Source organism: Neptuniibacter sp. QD72_48, from assembly GCF_047778065.1.
In the GTDB taxonomy this organism is placed as follows: domain Bacteria; phylum Pseudomonadota; class Gammaproteobacteria; order Pseudomonadales; family Balneatricaceae; genus Neptuniibacter.
Window position 1 is genome coordinate 2,040,297 of the sequence record NZ_CP180547.1, and the last position, 23,633, is coordinate 2,063,929.

Below are 23,633 nucleotides of genomic sequence, written 5' to 3' on the forward strand. Positions count from 1 at the left end.
CATTAACCTTTGGCAAACACCCGAGAATTACGATCATTTCGGTAGACAAAATCATCAGGGTTGTTTACGACTTTCTCAGCGTTTTGCCTAGCCTCAACGATCTTATGGTGATGCTCAGATTTAGAACAGACGGGATCTGCATTATGCATATCACCTGTGAGCATATACGCCTGACAGTGACAACCACCAAAATCTTTATCCTTTTCATCGCAACTCCGACACGGCTCTTTCATCCAATCGTCGCCACGGAAATAATTGAACCCAGGGCTATCATCCCAAATCTGCTGAAGACTCATCTCTTTAACATTTGGAAAATCAAGTGGCAGCATACGCGCACTATGGCATGGCAACGCCTTACCATCAGGCGTGACTGTTAGGAAAACCTGCCCCCAACCATTCATACAACCTTTAGGACGCTCTTCATAATAGTCTGGCGTCACAAATATCAGCTTTATCGGATTACCTTGAGCCGCCAATTTTTCTCGGTACTCATTAGTAATTCGCTCAGCTCGCTCCAGTTGCGCTTGCGTTGGCAGCAACTGCTCTACATTCTCAAATGCCCAGCCATAGTACTGACAAGTAGCGAGCTCGACATAATCAGCCTCAAGCTCCACACACAGCTCGATGATTTTATCGATGCGATCAATATTATGACGATGGGTTACGAAGTTAAGCACCATAGGATAACCCTGCGCCTTAACCTCTCTAGCCATTTTAAGCTTTTGTTGGAATGCTTTCTGAGAACCCGCAACCATATTATTTACGGACTCATCGCTAGCCTGAAAGCTTACTTGGATATGATCCAACCCAGCTTTATGGAATTCAGCCATCTTACGCTCATTAAGACCAACACCTGATGTAATCAAATTGGTGTAATAGCCCATTTCATGCGCACCGCCTATTAGCTCAATAAGGTCCTGACGCACCAAAGGCTCACCACCTGAAAAACCTAGCTGAACAGCCCCTAACTCCCTTCCTTGCTGAAATACATCTAGCCATTGCTGTGTTGTTAATTCACCGCCAAAGTCAGCAAAATCCAAAGGATTAGAACAATATGGGCACTGCAGCGGACATTTATAAGTAAGCTCTGCCAACAACCACAAAGGGCGACCGTGAGTCTTTTCTACAGGATGACCAATATTTGGACGTGAGGGAGAGCCGTTACAAGAGGAAGAAGTCATAAAATCTTTCACAAATTATTATTATCAACTATAGCTATCATTACTCTCGACAGCTAGTTTGTGCAGACTTAAATGGTAGCAATGAACTACTACCAAAGCACCAAATAAACGCACAAAAAAGATGACCTATAACAGGTAAGTAAAAGATATATAGGAATAATTCTAGGAAGGATCCCGCCCCCTGCATGGCAAGGGACAGGTTAAGATTTAAGCTAACCAGCCTTGCTTTTTCGCTTCAGCTAGGAACTCAAGAACATCGCCAGAAAGATCTCCAGCATCAGAAAATTTAGCTTCTAATTCTGCAATAATTTTCGCAGCGTCTCGCTCACCATCAACCAGCGCCATTATTTCGCCAGCAGGACCATTTAATTGAATCATACCTTCAGGATAAAGCAGGACATAACAATCCTGAGCCTTCTCCCACTGAAAGCGAAACATATTGTTCAGCACAGGAACATCCGATGCCACAAAAGTCACCGAATCAGTCATTAAACAACCCTCGGTGATAAACCTTCTGATCGGTCACAGTGTGATAAGGTGCGCGCTCATACTCATAAGCCATAGTCATGGCATCTAGCATGGTCCAAAGAACATCAAGTTTGAACTGCAAGATCTCTAGCATACGATCCTGCTGCTCACGTGTTTTATAATGATCAAGCGTAATATCAAGACCATGAACTACATCACGGCGCGCTTCCGTAAGACGGTTACGGAAATACTGATAGCCATCTTCTTTAATCCATGGGTAATGACCTGGCCACGTGTCCAAACGATTCTGATGAATCGTTGGCGCAAACATCTCAGTTAATGAGGAGCTTGCTGCTTCTTGCCATGTCGCACGACGTGCAAAGTTGATATATGCATCTACCGCAAAGCGAACACCCGGCAAGACATGCTCACCAGATAAGATCTCTTCACGAGTCATACCTACAGCTTCACCTAAACGCAACCAAGCCTCAATACCGCCTTCAGCACCTTCAAAACCATCATGATCAAGTACACGCTGAACCCAATGACGGCGAACCTCACGATCTGGGCAGTTTGCCATGATTGCAGCATCTTTTACTGGAATGCTAATCTGGTAGTAAAAACGGTTAGCCACCCAACCACGAATTTGTTCAGGCGTGGACTTACCTTCATACATAGCTATATGGTATGGATGCTGCGTATGGTAAAAATCACCTTTAGCTCTTAGAGCCTTTTCAAATTCATCACGCGTTAAAGGCTGTTTATCTTCTGCACTACTCATTTTTTATATTAACCTCTACACACTTCCCGAAATTAAAGCTCGATCGACATTCCGTCATAAGAAATTTCGATACCATGAGATTCAACTTCTGCACGCTCAGGAGAATCTTCATCTAAAATCGGGTTGGTATTATTGATGTGGATGAGAACCTTACGCGGGTTATCCAGCGTATCTAGATACTCAATCATGCCACCCTCACCAGACTGAGGCAGATGACCCATTGCAACACCTAACTTATCACCTACACCAGTAACGATAAGCTCATCTTCCTGCCAAATAGTACCGTCAACTAACAGTACATCTGCAGACTCCATGTAAGCGCGTAAATGAGGCTCGATCTGACCTAGACCAGGCGCATAGAACAGTTTTTTACCCGTACGAGTGTCTTCGATTTGAATACCGATATTATCACCAGGGTGCGGGTCATCTCTATGAGGAGAATATGGAGGCGCACTACTCAGTAGCGGCACAGCAGTTAACTTAAGCTCAGGCGCTTGAGGAATAACAAAAGTATTGTCATTTTCGCCAATCGGAATACGGTTGATATTATTACCACCATTCCAATGCTTAAGCATGTTAAAAACAGGAAAACCTGTTGTCAGATCCTGTTCAACCATCTCTGTACACCAGATATTATGAGGACACCCCTCACGCAACATCAACAAACCTGTTGTGTGATCGATTTGGCTATCCATATATACGATTGCAGAGATACCGGTATCACGAATTGAGCGATTTGGCTGCATAGGACCAAAATTAGCCAACTGCTCACGAATATCAGGAGATGTATTGAAAAGAATCCAGTTTTCACCATCCGCACTTACAGTAATTGAAGATTGAGTGCGTGGTTTTGCATTAATAGTTCCTGCACGAACACCCGCGCAGTTTTTACAGTTACAGTTCCACTGTGGGAAACCGCCACCAGCGGCAGAGCCTAATACTTGTACTTTCATTGTTATTCTTCTACTTAATAACCGTCGACATCCTGCTGTAAAATATCAGGAAAAAGGCAGGATCGCATAAGAAAAGTTGCTTTGAAAAATCCTCGAACGGGATTTGGGTCCTTCCAAGATAAATTACCCCGACATATAGCCGGGGTAATTTAAAAATACGTAACAGCTTTGCTATTAACGGTTTGCGAAGTACATAGTAACTTCAAAACCGATACGCAAATCAGTGTAAGCAGGCTTAGTCCACATAATGCTTTTCCTCTGTTTTTTGTTATTGAAAGGTATGTACAGTCAGATAATAGGTAGGTCACGCTTTGACATGTATGGTACTTTGGAATTAATTCCGACCTTATTTAGGTTAGCTGATAAAATGTATTTTTCAGGCAAAATTCACCATTAATATAAAAAACCATTAAAAATCATAAAGCTAAGCCCAAAAACAAGTTAGGATTAAAAATCTATTTACCTACTTCCTAAGAGTCATCTATGCATTCCATACTCATTACTGGCTGCTCATCTGGTATTGGATACTACTGCGCTAAAGAGCTACACGATGCTGGTTTCAAAGTCTTCGCAACAGCCCGCAAACAAGAAGATGTTGAACGCTTAACCGCAAAAGGCTTAAGAAGCGCTCAACTAGACCTAAACGACAGCAATTCTATAGACGAAGCGCTTGAATGGGTTCTAAGCCAAACAGATGGCAAACTAGATGCCCTTTTCAATAACGGAGCTTATGGCCAGCCAGGCGCAGTTGAAGACTTGAGCAGAGATACTTTACGCAAGCAATTCGAGACCAACTTATTTGGTACACACGAGCTAACCTGCAAAGTACTCAAAATCATGCGCAAGCAAAACCACGGACGCATAATTCAAAATAGCTCAGTGCTTGGCATCATCACAATGCAATATCGAGGCGCATACAACGCCTCCAAATTTGCATTAGAAGGCCTGACCGACACGCTTAGACAGGAATTAGATGGTAGCAACATTCATATCAGTTTGATTGAGCCTGGCCCAATTGAAAGCCAATTCCGTGCTAATGCATTCTCTGCTTTTAAGAAAAATATCGACAGAGAAAATAGCTTCCATAGAGACACCTATAATGCAGTGGAAGCTCGACTTGCAAAAACCAATAACGATTACAGCAAGGACCCTTTCACTCTCGGGCCTGAAGCCGTATACAAAGCGCTCTATCACGCATTGACCAGCTTAAAGCCTCGACCTCGCTATTATGTAACTACACCCACATGGCTCTTTGGTATTCTTAAACGCTTGCTGCCAACCTGCGTTCTAGACTGGATTCTGAACAAAGTTTCTAAGTCAGAAACCAAGCAATGATCCTAGAAGCCCTAGCTCAAACAACAAAAAAGCCGTCTGAATATCAGACGGCTTTTTTAGTGGCTACTGTTATCTAATTGAACTTAGATACCAACCAAACCATTTCTTTCCATTACTTCTTCCATGACAGACAAACTTGTTGGATCATCGATTGTCGATGGAACAGCATAATCTTCACCAGCTGAAATCTGACGCATCAATTTACGTAAAATCTTACCAGAGCGGGTTTTTGGTAAACGATCAACGACTACTGCACGCTTAAAGCAAGCCACAGCGCCAATCTCTTTACGTACCAGCGCAACCAACTCTGCTTCGAGATCCGCTTCGTCAATTTCTACGCCGTTTTTAAGCAACACAAAGCCAATTGGCTGCTGACCTTTTAGTGGATCGTTTACACCAATGACAGCGCATTCCGCTACAGCCTGGTGGCCCGCCACAATCTCTTCCATTTCACCGGTAGACAGACGATGACCTGCAACGTTAATTACGTCATCTGTACGACCCATGATGAAAACATAACCATCTTCATCTTTGTAGCCGCCATCCCCAGAACAGTAGTAACCCGGGTAATCAGATAGATAGCTTGAACGATAACGCTCAAAATCACCCCAAACAGTTGGGAAGCAGCTTGGTGGCAATGGAAGCTTAACAGCAATAGAGCCCTGCTCACCCGCTGGAAGCTCATTACCTTCCGCATCTAGAATTTGCACATTAAAGCCAGAGATTGGCACTGTTGCAGAGCCCGCTTTTGGCGGCAGCGTTTCAATACCTGTCATATTGCCACAGATAGCCCAACCTGTTTCAGTCTGCCACCAATGGTCGATAACTGGCTTTCCTGTCGTTTCCATAGTCCAGTGATAAGTCGGCGGATCAAGACGCTCACCCGCCATAAATACTGACTGAAGATTTGAAAGGTCGTAGTTTTTAACCAGTTCACCTTCTGGATCTTCTTTCTTAATCGCACGGAATGCTGTTGGAGCAGAGAAAAGCACTTTAGCTTTGTACTCTTCGCATACTCGCCAGAACGCACCAGCATCCGGTGTGCGCACAGGCTTACCTTCGTAAACAATCGTTGAGCAACCAGCTAGTAGAGGTCCATAAACAATATAAGAGTGACCTACTACCCAACCAACATCTGAAGCAGCCCAGAATACATCTCCAGCTTCTACATTGTAGATAGCTTTCATCGAATACTTCATGGCAACGGCATGACCGCCATTATCACGAACAACACCTTTAGGCTTACCCGTAGTACCCGAGGTATAAAGAATATAAAGCGGATCAGTACCTTTTACTGGTACGCATTCAGCAGGCTCAGCAGACGCCATTGCTTCATTCCAATCAAGATCACGCCCCTCTACAAGAGAAGCCTCAACCTGCGGACGCTGAAGAATGACACATGCATCAGGCTTGTGAGCTGATTTTTCAATAGCCTGATCAAGCATTGGCTTATATTCGATTACTTTAGCGATCTCAATACCGCAAGAAGCAGAAACAATCACTTTAGGCTCTGCATCGTCGATACGAACAGCCAGCTCTTGAGGTGCGAAACCACCAAATACAACAGAATGAATTGCACCTAAACGTGCCACTGCAAGCATTGCAACAACCGCTTCAGGGATCATCGGCATGTAAATAACTACACGATCACCCTTTTCAACGCCTTGAGATTTAAGCACACCTGCAAATTTAGCCACCTCATCTCTTAGCTCCAGGTAACTAATCTTGCGTTTCTGACCTGTAACCGGGGAATCGTAGATGATCGCTGTAGTATCAGCACGACCATTTTCCACATGGTAATCCAATGCAAGATAGGCAGTATTCATCTCGCCATCAGCAAACCAACGATCAATACCGTTCTCATCTTTCGATAGAATCTTTTCAGGTGCTTTAAACCATTTCAGATCTTGCGCCTTTTCTTTCCAAAACTCTTCTGGCGCCTCAATAGACTTAGAATATTCTGCTCTATAAGTCATGCACTCTGGCCTCTTTCCCATAAGTTAACGAATTGTAGACACTGAAAGCGATTTTTATGGTTTCTTGTTATTAGCTTCCTTCTACGAGGAATTATTTGTCGAAACACTATTTATTGTAGACACTTTCTCGAATGTGTAGACACACTTTAACTGAGAATATCTCTGTTTAATCTAATACAAAAGGCTGATACGCCTATTTATAAGCACAATCCAGATCAATAAAAACTTAAAGAAATCAGTAAACATGCGGCAAACAAGCTGGATTGTCGACAATCTTATTGTTTGGCACTAAAACTAAAGAATAATGACCCCATACATATCTGCAACCTAAACCTAAAGACATGCAAATAAAAAGGCGACCCAATGGGTCGCCTTTTTAGACATTCAAGAATACTCAAACTAACGAGGATATATTCGAGGCTCTATATGCAGATCTATACCATACTGCTTCTTTACTGAAGCTTTTATATCCGACGCTAAGCTTAACAAGCGATCTGCATCACCCTCCCCTAGGTTGACCAACACTAGGGCTTGTTTATCGTATACACCAACGCCATCGCCTTTATGCCCCTTCCAGCCCAACTGATCAATCAGCCAGCCTGCAGCAACTTTATGATGCTCAGTTCCCTCAGGGTATCCAACAATATTTGAGAACTTAGCCTTTAATGTATCGAATTGCGCATTACTGATCACAGGATTTTCAAAGAAACTACCGGCATTACCTATCACCGAAGGTACTGGAAGCTTAGAGCTGCGAATATCGCAAACGGCAGTGTACACATCTAAGGCTGTTGGCTGATCAACACCCTTGGCACCAAGAACATCAGCTAAACCACGGTACGCTAGTTGCGGAGTAAAAGTACTGGTTAAAGAAAACCTAACACTCCAGATAATATAGCGACCATGTTCTGCGGATTTAAAGATACTGTCCCTATATCCAAACTGACATTCTTCACGATTAATCTGAACCAACTCTTTATTCTTGCGATCATAAGCCGTCAGACTGTGGAAGCAGTCTTTTAACTCAACCCCGTAAGCACCAATATTTTGTACAGGTGCCGCACCAACTGAACCTGGTATGAGCGCTAAGTTTTCTAGGCCATGCAGTCCCATCTCTAATAGACGACCAATAAATGAATGCCAGTTTTCACCAGCACCGACTTCGACTATTGCTTGATCACCATCATCAGCCAGCACCTTCACTCCTGTTATGCCAACAGAGATAACTGCACCAGGAATTCGATCACGTAACACTAGATTACTGCCACCACCTAAAACCAATAGAGGCCAGTTATTAGCCTCAACGTCATCTAACGCAGATTCTAATTCTTCAACGGTTTGAACTTGCGTGTAATGCTCAGCAATAGCTTTGAAGCCAAAACTATTATGCGCCGTAAGGTCAACCTCTTTCTGCCAAGCCATCAACTTAATCCCTTCTTTATATGCTGTAGAAGACCGTCTGATGCTGATTCCACAAGATCCAGAACATGCTCGAAACCAGCTTCACCATCATAGTAAGGATCTGGAACATCAGCGGAGCTCATGCCTGCATAATCCAAAAACAAGCACAGTTTTCCTTGATAGTTAGCAGGAGATATAGCTTGCAGATCACACAAGTTTTGAGTGTCCATAGCAAGAATGTAATCAAACTGCTCAAAATCAGCGGTAACCGCCTGACGAGCTCTTAAAGCGCTCAAGTCATAGCCGCGTCGTTTAGCTGCTTTTGCAGAGCGAGAATCAGGTGGATTACCCACGTGATAAGCCGCTGTACCTGCCGAATCGATCTCAATATCACCAGCCAAACCTTGCTCTAAAACTTTTGCCTGAAAAACGCCATGCGCTGTGGGTGAGCGACAAATATTCCCCAAACACACAAACAAAACGGAGACTTTTTTATCCATCGGCCTAACTAACTCCCACCAACTCATTATTTAAGGGCTTAATTTTTAGCAATTATCCCATTATTCGAAAATAGTTAAAGCAAAGAAGTAACAGAGGGATCCAAAGAAAGAGGAATTACAACTAGCAAGCTAGCCTATTGCACAGGCAACGACACAAAAACAACGAATGAAAGCCGCGCAGGCTGGAGATACCTGCGCAGCAGATGAGTTTAATAAAAACTACCGATGACTGGAAACGAACTCATCTATAACTTTTGCCAAACTCTCAGGCTTAGTTAGCATAGGCAGATGCCCCGTTTCCATGACCACCTCAGCATCAGGTTTGATACTAGCGCCGATTTTTTGCTGAGAAGAATGAGATATAATTTTGTCATGCTCAGTATAAACATATAACTTTTTCAATTTTGAAAAAGCTTTATCAGTATATTCAACTTTACCATCCGCGATAGCTGCAGGCTCATCAACCGACAAAGCTAACACTTCTTTCTTGACTGAATCAGAGCTAGAAAACGTAAATACCCCAGCAAAAGCTTTAGGATCTTTTATCTTCAGCCAGCCCGACTTTTTATCGTACTCTACAGCGCTAAAGTAATTCTCATCGTCTTCTTTGCTCAACAATCCAAAAGGTTTTGCCCCTTTTAATGGCGCTACTGCGGCTATATAGGCAATCGATTGAATTTGATTTGCACCACAGAGAGATAACGCATGATTCACAACCGCACCTCCTTGGCTATGAGCAACTAAAGAAACTGAGCCTTTCACCTCTCTCATAGCCTGACACAAAGCCTTTGACGACACTGATAAAGTGACCTCTCTCGGATCTTGACTGTCATTTCGCCCAGGTAGATCTACGGCTAATGTTCTATAACCCTCGCTTTTAAGCGGCTCAATTACTTTTGCCCAAGACTCTCCTGTGAGATGCGCGCCATGCACAAACACCAACGTCGGCTTAGGTTCTTCAGAAACCTTACCCATTGAACATCCGGCTACTGATAAACAGGCAATCGATGCCATGACTAACTTCTTATACATGTGACTCTCCTAAAGCATGAAAAAACCTTTCACTTTAGTGTCTGCAATAGCAACATTGGTGAATCCTAAATCAGCAGATGCTAATGATTATCACTTACATTAATGCCGTTCATAATACGGGTATTTATGAATTCGATCTATAAAGAATCACTTGAGAGTTTGGATTTAGAAGAATGATAAAAGAGCTGTAAAGTTGCAGGAAATATATAGAAGCGTTAACGCTGAGAAAGCGAACAATACGATTCAAAAGGTCGGAAGATTTATATGGAGATAGAACAACCAAGTACGAAGATGCTTCACTCCATACTTGGCTGTAACGTTTGATAAAAAACTTAAAATAAACGACGAAGTCGTTCTAGATCTTCTGGCGTATCTACGCCCGCTGGCGGCTGCTCATCAGCTTCCGCCACATGAATTCGAGCACCATTCCACATTGCACGAAGTTGCTCAAGACACTCTGTCTCTTCTATCGGCGCTGGAGGCCACTTAACAAAATCGTTTAGCAGTTTGACACGGTATGCATAAATGCCAATATGTCGCTGCCATGCAAAACCTTCTGGCATAACATTCCGGTTCGTATCTTCCGCAAAACTATTGCGAGGCCATGGAATTGGCGCACGACTAAAATAAAGCGCCATACCCCGAACATCACTAACCACTTTAACAACATTCGGATTGAGCAAACTTTCGATATCTGTGATTGGCTCGCTAAGCGTAGCAATACTAGCTTCAGGTTCAGCACGAAGGTTATGCGCAACCTGATTAATGATTCGAGCAGGCACTAACGGCTCATCACCTTGTACATTTACGACAATATCATCAGCGTAATAACCTAAGTCACTAACAACCTGTTGCAAGCGATCAGTACCAGAAGGATGGTCAGATGAAGTCATACACACTTCAGCGCCAAATGACTGTGCCACATCAGCGATTCGCTGGTCGTCTGTGGCAATAAGAACACGATCCGCTTCACTTTCGCAGGCACGCTCGTAAACATGCTGTACCATTGGCTTACCGTTAAGATCAGCTAACGGCTTCCCCGGAAAGCGAGTCGAGGCATAGCGGGCCGGTATAATGACAGAAAAGCCCATAACTTAATCCTGCTCGCGCTCTTCTGCGGTTAGCTCACGCGCTTCAGTTTCAAGCAACACAGGGATATCGTCACGAATTGGATAAGCTAACCCACTCGCTTTAGAGAAAAGCTCATTAGTGCTTTCATTGTATTCCAAAGGCGTTTTGGCTACTGGGCATACCAGAATATCCAACAACTTCTTATCCATTTTGTGTTTTACCTTTATTAGCTATAGCAATCTTTAATTTATCTAGCAGTTGCGCATAAAATCTCTCTGCCAACTGCGCTTTAATTAGTAAATACCAACAATGCGACTGAGCAAACTCAGTAACTTTTACCGCATCTTTCTCTGTCATGATCACTGGGTAGTCATCACTAAACTGAAAATCCTCAACAGTATAAAACGAATGATCGGGCTTAGCATGAGGAATAACGGTTACTTTGAGTTCTTGCTCAAGGGTATTAAAAAAACGCTGAGGATTACCAATCCCTGCAACAGCATGAACTTGTTTGCCGCTTAATGCATCCAATGACAACTCTTCATCCGTTAAGCAGTTTTTTAACGCTGTAGGCTGAAGGAACATCTCTTCTACAGTTGCAGCTTCCGCAATCTTACTCTGCAAGCACCCATTACTGACAATAAGATCAACACTACGAAGCCGGTCTGGCTCCTCTCTTAATGGACCAGCAGGCATTAATACCCTATTCCCTAAACCACGCTCGCCATCAATAACAACAATCTCAATGTCTCGATCTAATCGATAATGCTGTAAACCATCATCACTAATAATGAGATCACATTCGTAATTATCTAGAAGATACCGCGCTGCTGAAGGTCGATTAGGATCGATGATAACGGGGCACTGGCAACGCTGAGCCAACATAAAAGGCTCATCACCAGCTAACTCGGGAGAATCTGCTGTAGTGACGTCAAAAGGGAATTGTGTCGCCTTAGACTTATAACCGCGACTTATGATGCCAGGCTTATAACCTTCTAGCTTTAATCTCTCGACCAAACTTATCGTTAGGGGTGTCTTACCGGTTCCGCCTACACTGATGTTACCAACGATAATAACTGGTACAGGCGCTACCCATGCCTGCTGCAAATCAGCGTCCTTTTTTCTCTTAGCTAGAAATCTATATAGAGCACTAAAAGGCTTTAAAACACAAGGAGCAGGCTTTTCAGAGTACCAGCGCCCTTCCAACCGAATCATTGAGCATCAGGCTCCTGAGTAGTGATACTCAATTTGCTAAACCCTAGCTGTCCCGAAACATTCATCGCAGTGACAACAGCTTGATGCGGTGTTTTAGCGTCAGCAGTAATCACTAATGGCATTTCGCGATCATTACCCGCTAACTCCTGTAAAGCACGTCGAAGCGTCTTCGCCTGCGTGTTCACTAGAGCCTTACCATTTACGCTGTAATGTCCTTCATCAGTAATCAAAATCTCTAGAACTTCGATCTCTTTGACGACTGATTCGCCAGAAGCCTCTGGTAGATCAACGTCAAGGTGTGTTTCTTTAGTGAAGGTAGTCGAAACCATAAAAAAGATTAATAGCAAAAACACCACATCAATTAATGGTGTTAAATTGACATTAACCTCTTCAACCCGTTGGCGGGGGAATTTCATGCGCTTACCTATACCTACTCAACGTCGATGTCACGCTCACCGTGCATCACTTCAATAAGTTTTACCGTTTCTTGCTCCATAGTGATAACTAAGGAATCAATTCGGCGTTGAAAATAGCGATGAAAAATAAGCGCAGGGATTGCGATCGTTAAACCTGCCGCTGTAGTGATTAGTGCTTCTGAGATACCACCAGCAAGAAGGCTGGTATTACCTGTACCGTGAATCATGATCTCAGTAAAAACTTTAATCATACCGATCACCGTACCTAACAACCCGAGCAAAGGCGTAATGGCAGCAATAGTCCCAAGCGGGTTTAGAAAACGTTCTAAATCATGCACAACCTGGCCAGCAGCTTCTTGAATACTCTCCTTCATAATCTCTCGACCATGAGATGCGTTATTTAGACCAGCCACCAAAATCTGACCTAGAGGGCTATTACCCTTTAGATCTTTTAGCCTTTCTGCAGTGATATTGCGCTGCTTTATTAGGGTCCAAACTTCTGCCAAAAGCCCTGGAGGCGCAACACGATCCGCACGCAAAGTCCAAAAACGCTCCAAACAGATTGCTAATGCTATAACCGAGCAGATAACGATTGGAATCATAATCCAACCACCAGATTGTAAAAGCTCAAACACAGTAATTTCTCCTTTGACTGCGCGTACTCTATCACAGAGATTAAAACGATCTCCAGAATCGTTTTTCATCCTCTCTCATTGTTATTGTTTTACACCCTTCATGGGCATCAGCAATTAGCATAATGGCACCATCTTTAGCAGTCTCATAGGTTTTCACCCCGCTATCTAAAAATCTCTGCACAACATCAGGATGAGGATGCCTAAAAGCGTTTGCATAACCAGCACTAAAGATCACATTTAAAGGCTTGATTGAGTTGATAAACGCAGTAGACGAAGAGGTTTTACTTCCATGGTGCGAGGCAACTAACCAATCAACAATTGGCGCAACTTTAGGGATTAGCTCAAGTTCTTTTTGAGCACCAATATCCCCTGGTAATAACAACCGGCAATTCGGCGACTCGATCATTAATACGCAGGAACGATCGTTATCATTCGCACCTTCCGCTCCTGCAAGAAACGTAAACTTAACTCCATTCACCAGCCATCCACGACTTGCTGTACAAACCTCTGCACTTTTATATCGATAAGACGTTGTTAACCTATCCACCTTGATGGAATCGAATACAGCTGCAGCGCCTCCTGCATGATCATTATCACTATGACTTAGAACAAGATGATCGATTGAATCAATATTTGCGTTCTCAAAATCTGGCAAAACCGCCCTTTCATAGGCAGTTCCACCAGAGCGATAAGATGGTCCAGTATCATAAAGTAATTGATACTCCCCAACCTGCACTCTAACAGCTAAGCCTTGCCCTACATCGTAAACCCAAACCCTAAAATCAGAGTCGTCCTTATACTTAGAACTTGAACCGACAATTGCAGGCATCAACAGCAGCAATACCACCGATGTAGGCAACGACAATCTCAGTAACAGCAAACATCCCGCAACCAGCACCACTAAAAACAATACAACAATGTTCGGAGCATCTAACTGCCAGTAGCCCATTTCAACCTTTTGGTTCCATTCGACCGACCACCAAAACAGATCTGACATACCGTTCAGCAATGGAATTAGCAAATCGATACCGACACAAGTAAGTCCAAGATGCAGGAATAACAAAGGAACAAGCACTGAAAAAAACGGTATAGCGATCAGATTAAAAAATGGTGCTATCACCGACACACCAGAAAAGTAAAACAGGTAGATAGGCAGCATACCTATCATCAACATAAACTGAAGGCTCAAGGCCATTCGCCATCCACGCGAAAATTGAGATATCCAAATCAACAATGCAACAGCCAAAAACGAGAGCCAGAACCCTATCTCAAAAAAAGAAAGGGGATTGAAAGAAAGAACAACGACAAAAGCTATCCACCACCTTGTCCAATGATCCAGATAAAACATTCTGCTACCAGTGAACAATAAGACCAGCAACATAATAAAAGCGCGTTGTGCCGGTATACCTACGCCTGATATCAAGAGATAAAAAGCAGCTAAGCTTAATGCGCCGAAATAGGGGAACTGGTGCTGAAAGTGAATACGATAAAACACGACACCCGCCAGCCTGCCGATCCACCAACCGCAGAAGGCCATAAAGCCAATGTGTAATCCACTAATCACCGCTAGATGCACAACGCCACTATGTTTCAACAGGTCCCAATCATGAGCCTCCAGCATCGATTTTGTGCCCGTCGTTAATGCTTGAAACAGAGCTATCGTCTGCTGGGTTTCAAATTGAGTTTGTATAGAGTCATTAATCCATATTCGAGTACGAATGTTCCAACTATCGGCTTCCGAAAGAACATTAACTTGACCACGAACGTAGCCAGTAGCATCAATCCCTCTAGCTAACAACCAACGCTCATAATCGAAGCCTGCAGGATTAACTAGGCCATGTGGAGGTTTGAGCCTAGCAGTTAACTCAACACGATCACCCAGCGAAAGTGTTAAATCAGGGTTATACCAAGCAAGGCTAAGTCGATTAACCTTTAAATTTTCATCAGTCCTTGCCCCTTGCACCCCTTGAATCTCGTCGACATCTACTAAAAATCTTAAAACGCCCTCTTGATATCTAGGTATATCGGTTATGACGCCCTGTAATTTCCAGTCTGTGCGTTTAAGAGATTCCGGTAAACGTTGCTCAAGCTGGACAACACCCCACAGATTCACATAGAGAAAACTGACGAGGAAAAAGCTCAAGTGTAATGATCTGATACGCGGAGTTAAAATCAGCAGAGGTGCTATAACTGTCACAATAGCAATAGAAAATGTCACTGGAAGTAATTGCGGTTGCAAAAGCGCCACCGCAAAACCAACAGCAATCGCGATCATCCTTGATCTCATGCTTTAGTTTCCTTGGCTTAACTGAACGTAAGGGGCATAATAAACCCTCATCCCGTTTGCTAGCCCATAATAAGTAAATAAGAAGATGCCGCGCAAACTTATAAAAAAATACATGCCCAATGAAGACAAGCTAAAGCAGCACAAACATCTTAGCTGGCTTGGTAGTCACATCCACGAACCAAACCTTTGGCACCTTAATCGAAAATCAGTTTCACGTGCCTTTTTAGTGGGTTTGTTTTGCGCTTTTTTGCCGATCCCTATGCAAATGATAGTGGCTGCAATTCTTGCGGTAATGATCCGAAGTAATCTTCCAATTTCTGTTGGCTTAGTTTGGATTACCAACCCATTAACTATGCCGCCAATATTTTATTTCACTTATCTGGTTGGAGATTTCCTTATTGGAGACCCTAACCAACAGATCGATTTCGAGATGAGCATGGATTTCATCCAAAACAGCTTATCCTTGGTTTGGTGGCCCCTACTGTTTGGATCGGTAATCTGCGGGATAGTATTCGGTATACTCGGCTATCTAACAGTACAAGGTTTCTGGGCTTGGCATGTCGGAAAAAGCTGGAAAGACCGAGCTAAACGTACAAAGTAACCAGATTATAGAACAATAAAAAAGGGCGACATTAAGTCATCCTTTTTCAATTAGCTTGCCATCGATTAACTCTAGCACCCTACCCGTTTTACGGGCTAACTCAGGATCATGTGTTACTAGGGCAAAAGCTATATCATATTCTTGATTAAGATTATCGATTAGCTCCTGAACACTTTCGGCTGTTGTTCGATCTAGATTACCCGTAGGCTCATCCATCAATACAACTGCAGGCTTCCCGATCAGAGCTCGCGCTATTGCCACACGCTGCCTTTCACCACCGCTTAATTGTGCAGGCTTATGATGTAATCGCTCGCCTAATCCTACCGACTCAAGCACAGCTTGCGCTTGCTCTTTTACCTCAGCAATGGATTGATCTCTCATCAGCAAAGGCATAGAGGCATTTTCCAATGCAGTAAATTCCGGAAGAAGATGATGAAACTGGTATACAAAACCCAAGGTTTCATTCCTTACTTGCGCACGCTTAGCCTCGGAACCGGCATGTAGATCATGACCGTTAATGATCACATTGCCCTTCGTAGGCTTATCCAAACCGCCAAGGATATTAAGCAGCGTACTTTTACCTGAACCTGATGAGCCTATAATGGCTAGCTGCTCACCTTTATGAAGAGCAAAGTCTAAATCCTTTAGGACTTCAACATTTCGGCCAGCATCGCTGTAGCTTTTAGAAACCCCTGCCGCCTGCAATACAATTTCTTGATTACTCATATCGTAGCGCCTCAGCAGGATCTGTTTTGGATGCTCTCCAAGCAGGGTAAATCGTTGCAAGGAAACTAATCATGAGTGCTGTGCCTGTAATGACACCTACATCAGGCCATTGTAAATCGGACGGAAACTGACTGATAAAGTAGACATTCGGATCTAAGAACTGAATCGCAAAGGTTGATTCCACCCAGCCAATAATATCGGCGACATTAAGTGCCAAGGTCACACCCAAAACCGTACCCATCAAGGTTCCTAAAATACCAATCACCGTGCCTTGAACCATAAAAATACGCATAATTCTGCCAGGTGTAGCACCTAAGGTTCTAAGTATGGCCACATCAGCTTTTTTATCTGTAACGACCATCACTAGGGTAGAAACAATATTGAAAGCTGCTACAAGCACAATTAGGAATAGCAAAAGACCAATCATGCGTTTCTCTAGCTGAATCGCTTGGAATAAGTTCCCGTGTGTACGTGTCCAATCGCTGGTTCGGTAATAACCTTGAAGGCCTGCAGCAATTTCTCTGACAGCTTTTGGCGCGTCAAATAGATCATCAAATTTAAGGCGAATACCATCCACACCTTCGCCTAATCGCTTAATTTTTGCAGCATCTTTAATATGGATATAAGCCAAATTTGCATCTAGCTCAGCACCCACTTCAAATATGCCAACCACTGTAAATCGCTTCAAACGGGGAACTACACCTGCAACACTGACAGATGCTTCTGGCAAGACTAGCGTCACTTTATCGCCAACCTTAACCCCCAAATAGCGCGCCAAAAGATTACCTAAAACAATGCCAAACCGCTGCTGATTCAATACATCCAGCGTACCTGATTGGATATGATCACCAAGAATTGAAACGTCAGCCTCTTCAGCTGGATCAATGCCATTGATAAGCGCTCCACGAACAACTCCGCGACTGGTCAACATCCCCTGCGCTTGAATGAAGGGTGCAGCAGCAATCACACGAGGGTTTTGTTCCAGCGATTCCACCAGCACAGGCCACTCTTCAATAGATTTTCCATAACCACTGATTGATGCATGCGGGACCATACCGAGAATGCGCTGTTTCAGCTCTCTATCGAAGCCATTCATAACAGATAGGACAATAATTAATGCAGCCACACCTAACATCAGCCCCAACATCGAGGCTAAAGAGATAAAGGAGATAAAATGGTTATTGCGCTTAGCTGCCGTATAGCGCAATCCAATAAATATAGATAAGGGCTTAAACATGTGGCGATTAAACCACATAAAATTATGCGTGTGAAACGATAAAAGACTGAACTTTTAGAATAGGAACAAGTCTTAACTTACTGTTATTAAAACATTAGTTACTATAAAAACTTTACATTTCAATCTACTAAAACAAATCATTCATAGGTGCTTTTGTACGCGTTTATTCATATACTCCAAGCTATCTATGCAATATTAATTTGAGGGCAAAGCATGCAGGAACAAGATCGCCGTCAGTATTTCCGTATTGACCAACATGTTTCTTTAGAACTGAAAGTCATTTCTGAATCAGAAATTTCTGATCACCCAAGCCCTACACAGTTCGATGTTTCGCCTAATTTTCTTCTTTTAAGCCAACTTCAAGCGCTTGATAGCGACAGTAGCCATCTATTACGTAAGGTTGCAGAAAAAGATAGCAATGTTGCGACTTTATTGACGGTTATGCATAACAAGATCGAGCGAATCGCCCAAGCAATCGCCTCAACAGAAATGACCGTAGGCCAAAGCGCGATCCAAGAAGTCAATCTATCTGAAGGCGGCTTACAGTTCAGATACAACGAAGCTATTAAAAAAGATGCATTCTTATCGATCAAGCTCGTATTCCCTGACTCATGTATTGGCCTTCTACTCTATGCACAATGCCTAAGAAGTGATTCCATGGGAGATGGTAGCCACCTGACCAGCGTCGAGTTTATTAAAATGCCTGAGAACTGCCGTATGATTTTGGCTCGCCAGATTTTCGAAAGCCAAGCTAAATTGCGCAAACAGCAAGTTGAAGAACCACAAGAAGCTTAAGTAATGAGCAAAGGGATCATTGCACTCACACAAGCTTTTGATCGACTGAACCAAGTACAAAAGTCACTAAGCACTCAACTCCAGCAAAATGACTGTAGATATTGGCTGCTTAGTGATAACCAACAGGATTCGTCATTAACTGACGCTATAAAAACTATCACCAATATATGGCATTCAGCCGGAGGAGATGGTCGGCGTACCGAGAACCTATACGGCCTCATTGGTGTGCCTTGCCATATCATTCCGCTGATTCATCAACTCAATACTCATAAGCAAAATTTTCAAACTCGCGTGAGACAATTTCGTGAAGCTCGCGGGGACCCAAACCAAATTATCTACAAACGCGCCGAAGAACTTAATTTAGCACTTCAGCAACAAGGCATGGCGCGCGTAAATTTAAAACAGTGTTACCGCCAAATACCTCTACTTGAAAAGCGTCCAAACAAAGTAACCTTTAGCTGGTACAGTAGTGGCAGAAGCTTAAGGAAAGTATCGATTAAAGAAGCAGAGCAACGCCTGTTAGCTATGGATACTAATCAATTACATATCCAGCTTCAGCTTCAAGCACTAGGCAAAATCCCAAGCAATGAAGTGCTAGTACAGTTACAAAATCAAGTTCCTGTGATGCGAGCGAATATCGTTTGGAAAGATAAAGACAAACTCATAAGAAAAGCTCGTAACTGCCCGCTTCCTTTATTTTTCCCTTTAGATGCAGAAGAAGCTTTTCCGGAATATAATACCCCCTCTTTTACACCCCCCGATCAACGCAAACGGCAGCTTCGGAGTGATGTAATTATCGACCCCGAACCATATTTACCGAGCTTGCGTATACACCGCTACAAGAAGACATGACTGAAGAAAAATCGAACAAAAATACTAAACTCCACCATTTAGCAGCTGGCATTGGTTTCGCTGGCTTAATTTTGTGGTATTACGCAGGCTACAAACTAGGTTTTCTTGACTGGGCCATTCAGCAAGTTCCACCCAAATATGCAGGCGCAGGCATGATGGTTGGCGTCATGGTGTTGATGACACCTGGCTTTTTCATTTGGTCGCGTTATAACCGCTGGATTGAAAAGCGTTTAGAAATTACAGGTCAGTACTATGAAGATGAGTACTACAAAAACGACGAAGCCTTAAAACAACAACGCAAAAACAAAAAGAAGTAGCTTCCATTTTTTCCTTTAGCACTCGGAACTCATCCACTACCTGCTCCTGAGTGCTCTTCAGCCTTAATTAAGGCTATACCGTTTAATATCTCCCTTGAAAAACCTTCACGTTATCAAACTTGAAGAATATCCAAGCTAGACCTGTAATTAAAAAACCCCTTCATTTTGTCGCTGATGGATGCGGCAGGATAGACATAGAAGCAGGAGGCTAGTTATGCAGTATTTACTTGCTTTAGTAATGGTCTTTCTTGGCTCTTATACGCCGATATGTCAAAGCATGGAATTAGCCGCAACATCTCCTCTACAGGCAGCAAATCAAAATTCCGTTCCAGAAACTTCAGCTGAGCTATTAAAACCTCCATCTAACGCCAAAGATGTGAAGCATCTTGCTAGTGACTTGAACCCGATTCAAATCTTGCAGAAAGAATATGAGAAGTACCGCGCTCTAGCAGATACTCAGCAATGGAAAACCATTCCAAGAGGGCCATTACTAAGATTTGGCGACACCCACCCGCACGTACCGATGATTCGAGAAAAGCTCATTACACTGGGTGATCTTTCATCAGCAAACTGTTCATCCATTTCAGACCCACTGTTTGACACAGAGCTGCATGAAGCATTGGAAAGATTCCAGAAAAGGCACGGCGCCAAGGTTGATGGTATTGCAGGCCCTGAAACAAGACGCACTCTAAATGTTTCTCTTCATAAAAGAGCGGATCAGTTATACGTAAATATTCTTCGACTTCAGCAGTTCCAACCAAACACTGATCGCTACATTCAAGTCAATGTGCCTGACTTTAGACTACACCTGATCGAGCAAGGCAGATCAGTCCTGAGCATGAAAACCATCGTGGGCAAGAAGAAAAGGAAAACCCCAATCTTCGAAACAGAAGTTAACCGTATCGTAATCAACCCCTCTTGGCACGTGCCTAAGAGTATCGCCTATAGAGATATCGTGCCTGAACTTGAGAAAGACCCAAGTTTTCTAAAGAAAGCGAGACTGAACCTAGTCACTGGCTGGGGCAATAACAAACGCATTATCGCTGCTGAAGATATCGATTACGATAAACTATATAAAGGCGAAAACTATCAACGTTTTTGGGAAGCACCAAGTTCATCAAACACGCTTGGAAGTGTGAAATTCCTGACCTCTGGCCCTTATTCAGTCTATCTCCACGACACTTCAGCTAAACGCCTTTTTAATGAATCTAAGCGCGCTTTTAGTTCAGGATGCATTCGAGTTGAGCAACCACGCCAACTTGCAGATCAGCTCATGCGAATGACACAAGGTTGGAATAGCAGCAAACTAGATCCATTATTTGAACAAGAGAAAACTAAACACATACGTTTGTTAGACCCTATCCCATTACATGTAACTTATTGGACTGCGTTTATCGATCAGGACGGTGATTTAAACTTCCGTCACGACCTATATAAACGCGATAGATATGACCTAACACGACTAGAAGAAGCACTTTTAAACACAGATGCACGCCAAAATTAATCAAGTTGCTCAAAATATACTCAAGAATAATTCATGCAGATGACTGATCAATTTATATACAAACAATTATTTGATCAGGCATAATTATTTCTTTTTCAGATGTTTTGATACCTAATGACCGATCAGAAAGATTCTATTGTTATCCCTTCCCCGACACGACGTAAATTTTTAAAAGCCCTAGGTGGATTATCAGCGTTAAGCGCTATGCCCTCAGCAGCTTTTGCCAATATCCATAAGGCTAAAGACCATTCGTTATCATTGGTAAACCTGCACACTGGCGAAGCTTTAAATAGTACATTTTTCACTGAAGGTAGCTTCCAAAAGGATAGCCTTGGCGCACTTGATCACCTATTGCGCGATCATCGAACAGATCAAGTTCACCCAATGAATCAACAGCTAATGATGTTGCTGCATGATTTGCAACAAACATTTGGTGAGCATAAGCCTATTCACGTTATATCGGCTTACCGCTCTCCTAAAACCAATGCCATGTTGAGCAGCAAAAGCGGAAAAGTAGCTAAGAAAAGCTTGCATATGCAGGGTAAAGCCATTGATATTCGCATTCCGGGTGTCGATGTTAAAGATCTTCAACGTGCTGCATTGAGCATGAAGTCTGGAGGTGTGGGTCTATATACACGCAGTAACTTTGTGCATCTTGATGTAGGCAGAGTAAGGCAGTGGGGATCGTAAAACGATCTCCTAATATTTTTCTTCAGTTGAGAAAGGCTTATTCTGTTTTTTCGGCCTGATCACCTTCAGCTTCTATCTCATTTTTTGGTTTTTCTGGGGCTGAAGGTTTCTTACTGGTACTACCAGAACTATTGTTTGCAGCGACCGGAGGCCTAGGTGGTCGTCTATCCACCCTTAATACATCAGTAGTAACCTCACCTCTAACTTGAGCTTTTTCACCTCTCTGCGGTGGTCGATCACTAAAGTGCCTTACGCCCTCACTGTCTACCCACATGTACATTTCGCCAGCTGAAAGATTAGCTGCGAGTAAAATAAGTCCTGAAGTAAACGCAATCCGCTTTAGCATAGGGAGCCTCCTTTCTACCCAGCATAGCAGTCATTTGTATAAATAACACACAACAGTAATTTGTAGTTTAGAGCACGCATACGGAGAGCACTTCAACCAAGTTACAGTTTTGCTAGCTTAACTCTTCGACGCCACGGTTTGCCAGTTGATCGGCTAGTTCGTTTTCAGGATGACCACTATGCCCCTTTACCCAGCGCCAATCGATTGAATGAGGCTCGGTTGCTTTGTCTAAGCGCTGCCATAAATCTGCATTTTTGACTGGTTTTTTCTGTGAGTTTTTCCAACCACGCTTCTTCCAGCCATCAATCCATTCAGTTATTCCTTGTCTGACATATTGAGAATCAGTGGTAAGCACAACTTCACAAGGGCGATTAAGTGTTTCAAGCGCTTTAATTGCGGCCAATAACTCCATGCGATTATTAGTTGTATCCTGTTCACCACCCCAAAGTTGCTTTTCAGCATCTCCATAACGCATAACGGCACCCCATCCTCCTGGTCCTGGGTTTCCTTTACACGCACCATCAGTGAATATTTCAACGATCTTCACAAACTTTCCTTAATGATTTTCGGGTAGTGGGTTCCGCGACTGGCAGAGTAATAAGCCTTCTTAATCCCCAGCCAGAACGCAATGGAGTCATGCCTGCAATGTCTTTACGCGCCAACATAACTGAAAATGCACCCGTGTGGCCGGGTAAACGCCTTGCAACGCTTTCAACTAGCCTAAAACGGCTTCGCCATTTCGCTTTAGTAAACGGGGCGCGATAATAACCTGAAAGTTGACGCAGTTCAGTTAATTCTAAAAGTTTTAACCAATCAGATAGCCTTTTATGGCTAAGGAATCGACCACTCCAAGGCGGCATATCACTTTTACGCTTTGTCAGTCTATAAAGGCCCCAAGAGCTTACCGGATTGAATCCCACAATTACGACATGCCCACCAGGTCTGAGAATTCTAGAAGCTTCCCTTAAGACTTGATGGGGGGAATCAGTAAAATCTAATGCATGATGGAGAAGCACTACATCAACGCTCTCATGAGCTAAAGGTATCTCAGTATTCTCAGCGACAATGCAATTATCGCCAACACCTAAGCCAAGCTTGGGAATAACAGAGAAACAGTGAGTAACTGGACTACTTTCAAATAAAGTAATCCGACTATCTACTGAAAACTGTACCAAGTGCATGCCAAACAGAGCACCAATTACACGCTCTACAGTATCCCTTTCAGCTTGAAGAAGCTCTTGACCTAATTCGGTATCAAACCAAGCCATAATATGTGGGAGCTGAGTTTCTAAAGAGCGACTCATCTTATTTGCC

Annotated in this window: 27 protein-coding genes; 7 read left to right on the forward strand and 20 right to left on the reverse strand. The window is 43.2% G+C overall.

Annotated features, from left to right (window positions below; translation table 11 throughout):
• Positions 1-2: 2 nt before the first annotated feature.
• The 5 genes from pqqE to pqqA form a co-directional block, all read right to left on the reverse strand.
• Positions 3-1,181 (reverse strand): pyrroloquinoline quinone biosynthesis protein PqqE, encoded by a 1,179-nt coding sequence (gene pqqE, locus ACMXYX_RS09115; protein ID WP_415881388.1) that lies wholly within the window; start codon positions 1,179-1,181, stop codon positions 3-5.
• 207 nt (positions 1,182-1,388) lie between these two features.
• Positions 1,389-1,670 (reverse strand): pyrroloquinoline quinone biosynthesis peptide chaperone PqqD, encoded by a 282-nt coding sequence (gene pqqD, locus ACMXYX_RS09120; protein ID WP_415881389.1) that lies wholly within the window; start codon positions 1,668-1,670, stop codon positions 1,389-1,391.
• Positions 1,663-2,430: a pyrroloquinoline-quinone synthase PqqC gene (gene pqqC, locus ACMXYX_RS09125; protein WP_415881390.1), complete on the reverse strand. Its 768-nt coding sequence runs from the start codon at positions 2,428-2,430 to the stop codon at positions 1,663-1,665. The genes pqqD and pqqC overlap by 8 nt, the downstream gene beginning before the upstream one ends.
• A 32-nt stretch (positions 2,431-2,462) precedes the next feature.
• A complete protein-coding gene (pqqB, locus tag ACMXYX_RS09130) occupies positions 2,463-3,383 on the reverse strand; it encodes a pyrroloquinoline quinone biosynthesis protein PqqB (protein WP_415881391.1) in 921 nt (306 codons plus the stop codon).
• Between the two features lie 174 nt (positions 3,384-3,557).
• Positions 3,558-3,629, reverse strand: coding sequence for a pyrroloquinoline quinone precursor peptide PqqA (gene pqqA / locus ACMXYX_RS09135; RefSeq protein ID WP_003243383.1), 72 nt, complete (start codon positions 3,627-3,629; stop codon positions 3,558-3,560).
• Between the two features lie 237 nt (positions 3,630-3,866).
• Between pqqA and ACMXYX_RS09140 the strand changes: the two genes are divergently transcribed.
• The gene (locus tag ACMXYX_RS09140; RefSeq protein WP_415881392.1) at positions 3,867-4,718 is read left to right on the forward strand and encodes an SDR family oxidoreductase; all 852 of its coding nucleotides are present in this window, start codon (positions 3,867-3,869) and stop codon (positions 4,716-4,718) included.
• Positions 4,719-4,801: 83 nt separating this feature from the next.
• Here ACMXYX_RS09140 and ACMXYX_RS09145 read toward each other — a convergent pair whose 3' ends face one another.
• From ACMXYX_RS09145 to ACMXYX_RS09190, 10 genes are all read right to left on the reverse strand, one after another.
• Positions 4,802-6,694: a propionyl-CoA synthetase gene (locus tag ACMXYX_RS09145; protein WP_415881393.1), complete on the reverse strand. Its 1,893-nt coding sequence runs from the start codon at positions 6,692-6,694 to the stop codon at positions 4,802-4,804.
• A gap of 399 nt (positions 6,695-7,093) precedes the next feature.
• The gene (gene murB, locus ACMXYX_RS09150; RefSeq protein WP_415881394.1) at positions 7,094-8,116 is read right to left on the reverse strand and encodes a UDP-N-acetylmuramate dehydrogenase; all 1,023 of its coding nucleotides are present in this window, start codon (positions 8,114-8,116) and stop codon (positions 7,094-7,096) included.
• On the reverse strand, positions 8,116-8,595 hold the full coding sequence (locus ACMXYX_RS09155) for a low molecular weight protein-tyrosine-phosphatase (protein ID WP_415881395.1): 480 nt from the start codon (positions 8,593-8,595) through the stop codon (positions 8,116-8,118). Before ACMXYX_RS09155 ends, murB begins: the two co-directional genes overlap by 1 nt.
• A gap of 219 nt (positions 8,596-8,814) precedes the next feature.
• A complete protein-coding gene (locus ACMXYX_RS09160) occupies positions 8,815-9,627 on the reverse strand; it encodes an alpha/beta fold hydrolase (protein WP_415881396.1) in 813 nt (270 codons plus the stop codon).
• A gap of 332 nt (positions 9,628-9,959) precedes the next feature.
• Positions 9,960-10,718, reverse strand: a complete 759-nt coding sequence (gene kdsB / locus ACMXYX_RS09165) for a 3-deoxy-manno-octulosonate cytidylyltransferase (RefSeq protein ID WP_415881397.1) — start codon at positions 10,716-10,718, stop codon at positions 9,960-9,962.
• Between the two features lie 3 nt (positions 10,719-10,721).
• Positions 10,722-10,907 carry a Trm112 family protein gene (locus ACMXYX_RS09170; RefSeq protein WP_415881398.1) on the reverse strand — a complete coding sequence of 62 codons (186 nt, stop codon included), beginning with the start codon at positions 10,905-10,907 and terminating at the stop codon, positions 10,722-10,724.
• The gene (lpxK, locus tag ACMXYX_RS09175; RefSeq protein ID WP_415881399.1) at positions 10,900-11,913 is read right to left on the reverse strand and encodes a tetraacyldisaccharide 4'-kinase; all 1,014 of its coding nucleotides are present in this window, start codon (positions 11,911-11,913) and stop codon (positions 10,900-10,902) included. Before lpxK ends, ACMXYX_RS09170 begins: the two co-directional genes overlap by 8 nt.
• Positions 11,910-12,329: an ExbD/TolR family protein gene (locus tag ACMXYX_RS09180; protein ID WP_415881400.1), complete on the reverse strand. Its 420-nt coding sequence runs from the start codon at positions 12,327-12,329 to the stop codon at positions 11,910-11,912. The genes lpxK and ACMXYX_RS09180 overlap by 4 nt, the downstream gene beginning before the upstream one ends.
• 14 nt (positions 12,330-12,343) lie before the next feature.
• Complete coding sequence (locus tag ACMXYX_RS09185; RefSeq protein ID WP_415881401.1) at positions 12,344-12,964, reverse strand: MotA/TolQ/ExbB proton channel family protein; 621 nt, start codon at positions 12,962-12,964, stop codon at positions 12,344-12,346.
• A gap of 40 nt (positions 12,965-13,004) precedes the next feature.
• On the reverse strand, positions 13,005-15,239 hold the full coding sequence (locus ACMXYX_RS09190; protein ID WP_415905936.1) for a DNA internalization-related competence protein ComEC/Rec2: 2,235 nt from the start codon (positions 15,237-15,239) through the stop codon (positions 13,005-13,007).
• 124 nt (positions 15,240-15,363) lie between these two features.
• Between ACMXYX_RS09190 and ACMXYX_RS09195 the strand changes: the two genes are divergently transcribed.
• Positions 15,364-15,852: a DUF2062 domain-containing protein gene (locus ACMXYX_RS09195; RefSeq protein WP_415884657.1), complete on the forward strand. Its 489-nt coding sequence runs from the start codon at positions 15,364-15,366 to the stop codon at positions 15,850-15,852.
• 36 nt (positions 15,853-15,888) lie between these two features.
• On the opposite strand, the gene lolD is transcribed toward ACMXYX_RS09195, so the two are convergent.
• The gene (gene lolD, locus ACMXYX_RS09200) at positions 15,889-16,578 is read right to left on the reverse strand and encodes a lipoprotein-releasing ABC transporter ATP-binding protein LolD (protein WP_415881403.1); all 690 of its coding nucleotides are present in this window, start codon (positions 16,576-16,578) and stop codon (positions 15,889-15,891) included.
• The gene (locus ACMXYX_RS09205; RefSeq protein ID WP_415884658.1) at positions 16,571-17,815 is read right to left on the reverse strand and encodes a lipoprotein-releasing ABC transporter permease subunit; all 1,245 of its coding nucleotides are present in this window, start codon (positions 17,813-17,815) and stop codon (positions 16,571-16,573) included. Before ACMXYX_RS09205 ends, lolD begins: the two co-directional genes overlap by 8 nt.
• A gap of 213 nt (positions 17,816-18,028) precedes the next feature.
• Here ACMXYX_RS09205 and ACMXYX_RS09210 point away from each other — a divergent pair, with 213 nt between their 5' ends.
• The 5 genes from ACMXYX_RS09210 to ACMXYX_RS09230 all read left to right on the forward strand — a co-directional run bounded on the left by ACMXYX_RS09210 (position 18,029) and on the right by ACMXYX_RS09230 (position 21,973).
• A complete protein-coding gene (locus ACMXYX_RS09210) occupies positions 18,029-18,610 on the forward strand; it encodes a PilZ domain-containing protein (protein ID WP_415881404.1) in 582 nt (193 codons plus the stop codon).
• Between the two features lie 3 nt (positions 18,611-18,613).
• Positions 18,614-19,462, forward strand: coding sequence for a hypothetical protein (locus ACMXYX_RS09215; protein ID WP_415881405.1), 849 nt, complete (start codon positions 18,614-18,616; stop codon positions 19,460-19,462).
• Entirely contained in the window at positions 19,459-19,779 is a 321-nt protein-coding gene (locus ACMXYX_RS09220) for a hypothetical protein (RefSeq protein ID WP_415896317.1), read from the forward strand. The genes ACMXYX_RS09215 and ACMXYX_RS09220 overlap by 4 nt, the downstream gene beginning before the upstream one ends.
• Before the next feature lie 214 nt (positions 19,780-19,993).
• A complete protein-coding gene (locus ACMXYX_RS09225) occupies positions 19,994-21,283 on the forward strand; it encodes a L,D-transpeptidase family protein (protein ID WP_415881407.1) in 1,290 nt (429 codons plus the stop codon).
• A gap of 114 nt (positions 21,284-21,397) precedes the next feature.
• Complete coding sequence (locus ACMXYX_RS09230; RefSeq protein ID WP_415881408.1) at positions 21,398-21,973, forward strand: DUF882 domain-containing protein; 576 nt, start codon at positions 21,398-21,400, stop codon at positions 21,971-21,973.
• Positions 21,974-22,010: 37 nt separating this feature from the next.
• Here ACMXYX_RS09230 and ACMXYX_RS09235 read toward each other — a convergent pair whose 3' ends face one another.
• The 3 genes from ACMXYX_RS09235 to ACMXYX_RS09245 form a co-directional block, all read right to left on the reverse strand.
• The gene (locus ACMXYX_RS09235; protein WP_415881409.1) at positions 22,011-22,319 is read right to left on the reverse strand and encodes a DUF4124 domain-containing protein; all 309 of its coding nucleotides are present in this window, start codon (positions 22,317-22,319) and stop codon (positions 22,011-22,013) included.
• Positions 22,320-22,431: 112 nt separating this feature from the next.
• Positions 22,432-22,866, reverse strand: a complete 435-nt coding sequence (gene rnhA / locus ACMXYX_RS09240) for a ribonuclease HI (protein ID WP_415881410.1) — start codon at positions 22,864-22,866, stop codon at positions 22,432-22,434.
• Positions 22,853-23,623, reverse strand: a complete 771-nt coding sequence (locus tag ACMXYX_RS09245) for a class I SAM-dependent methyltransferase (protein ID WP_415881411.1) — start codon at positions 23,621-23,623, stop codon at positions 22,853-22,855. Before ACMXYX_RS09245 ends, rnhA begins: the two co-directional genes overlap by 14 nt.
• Between the last annotated feature and the right edge of the window lie 10 nt (positions 23,624-23,633).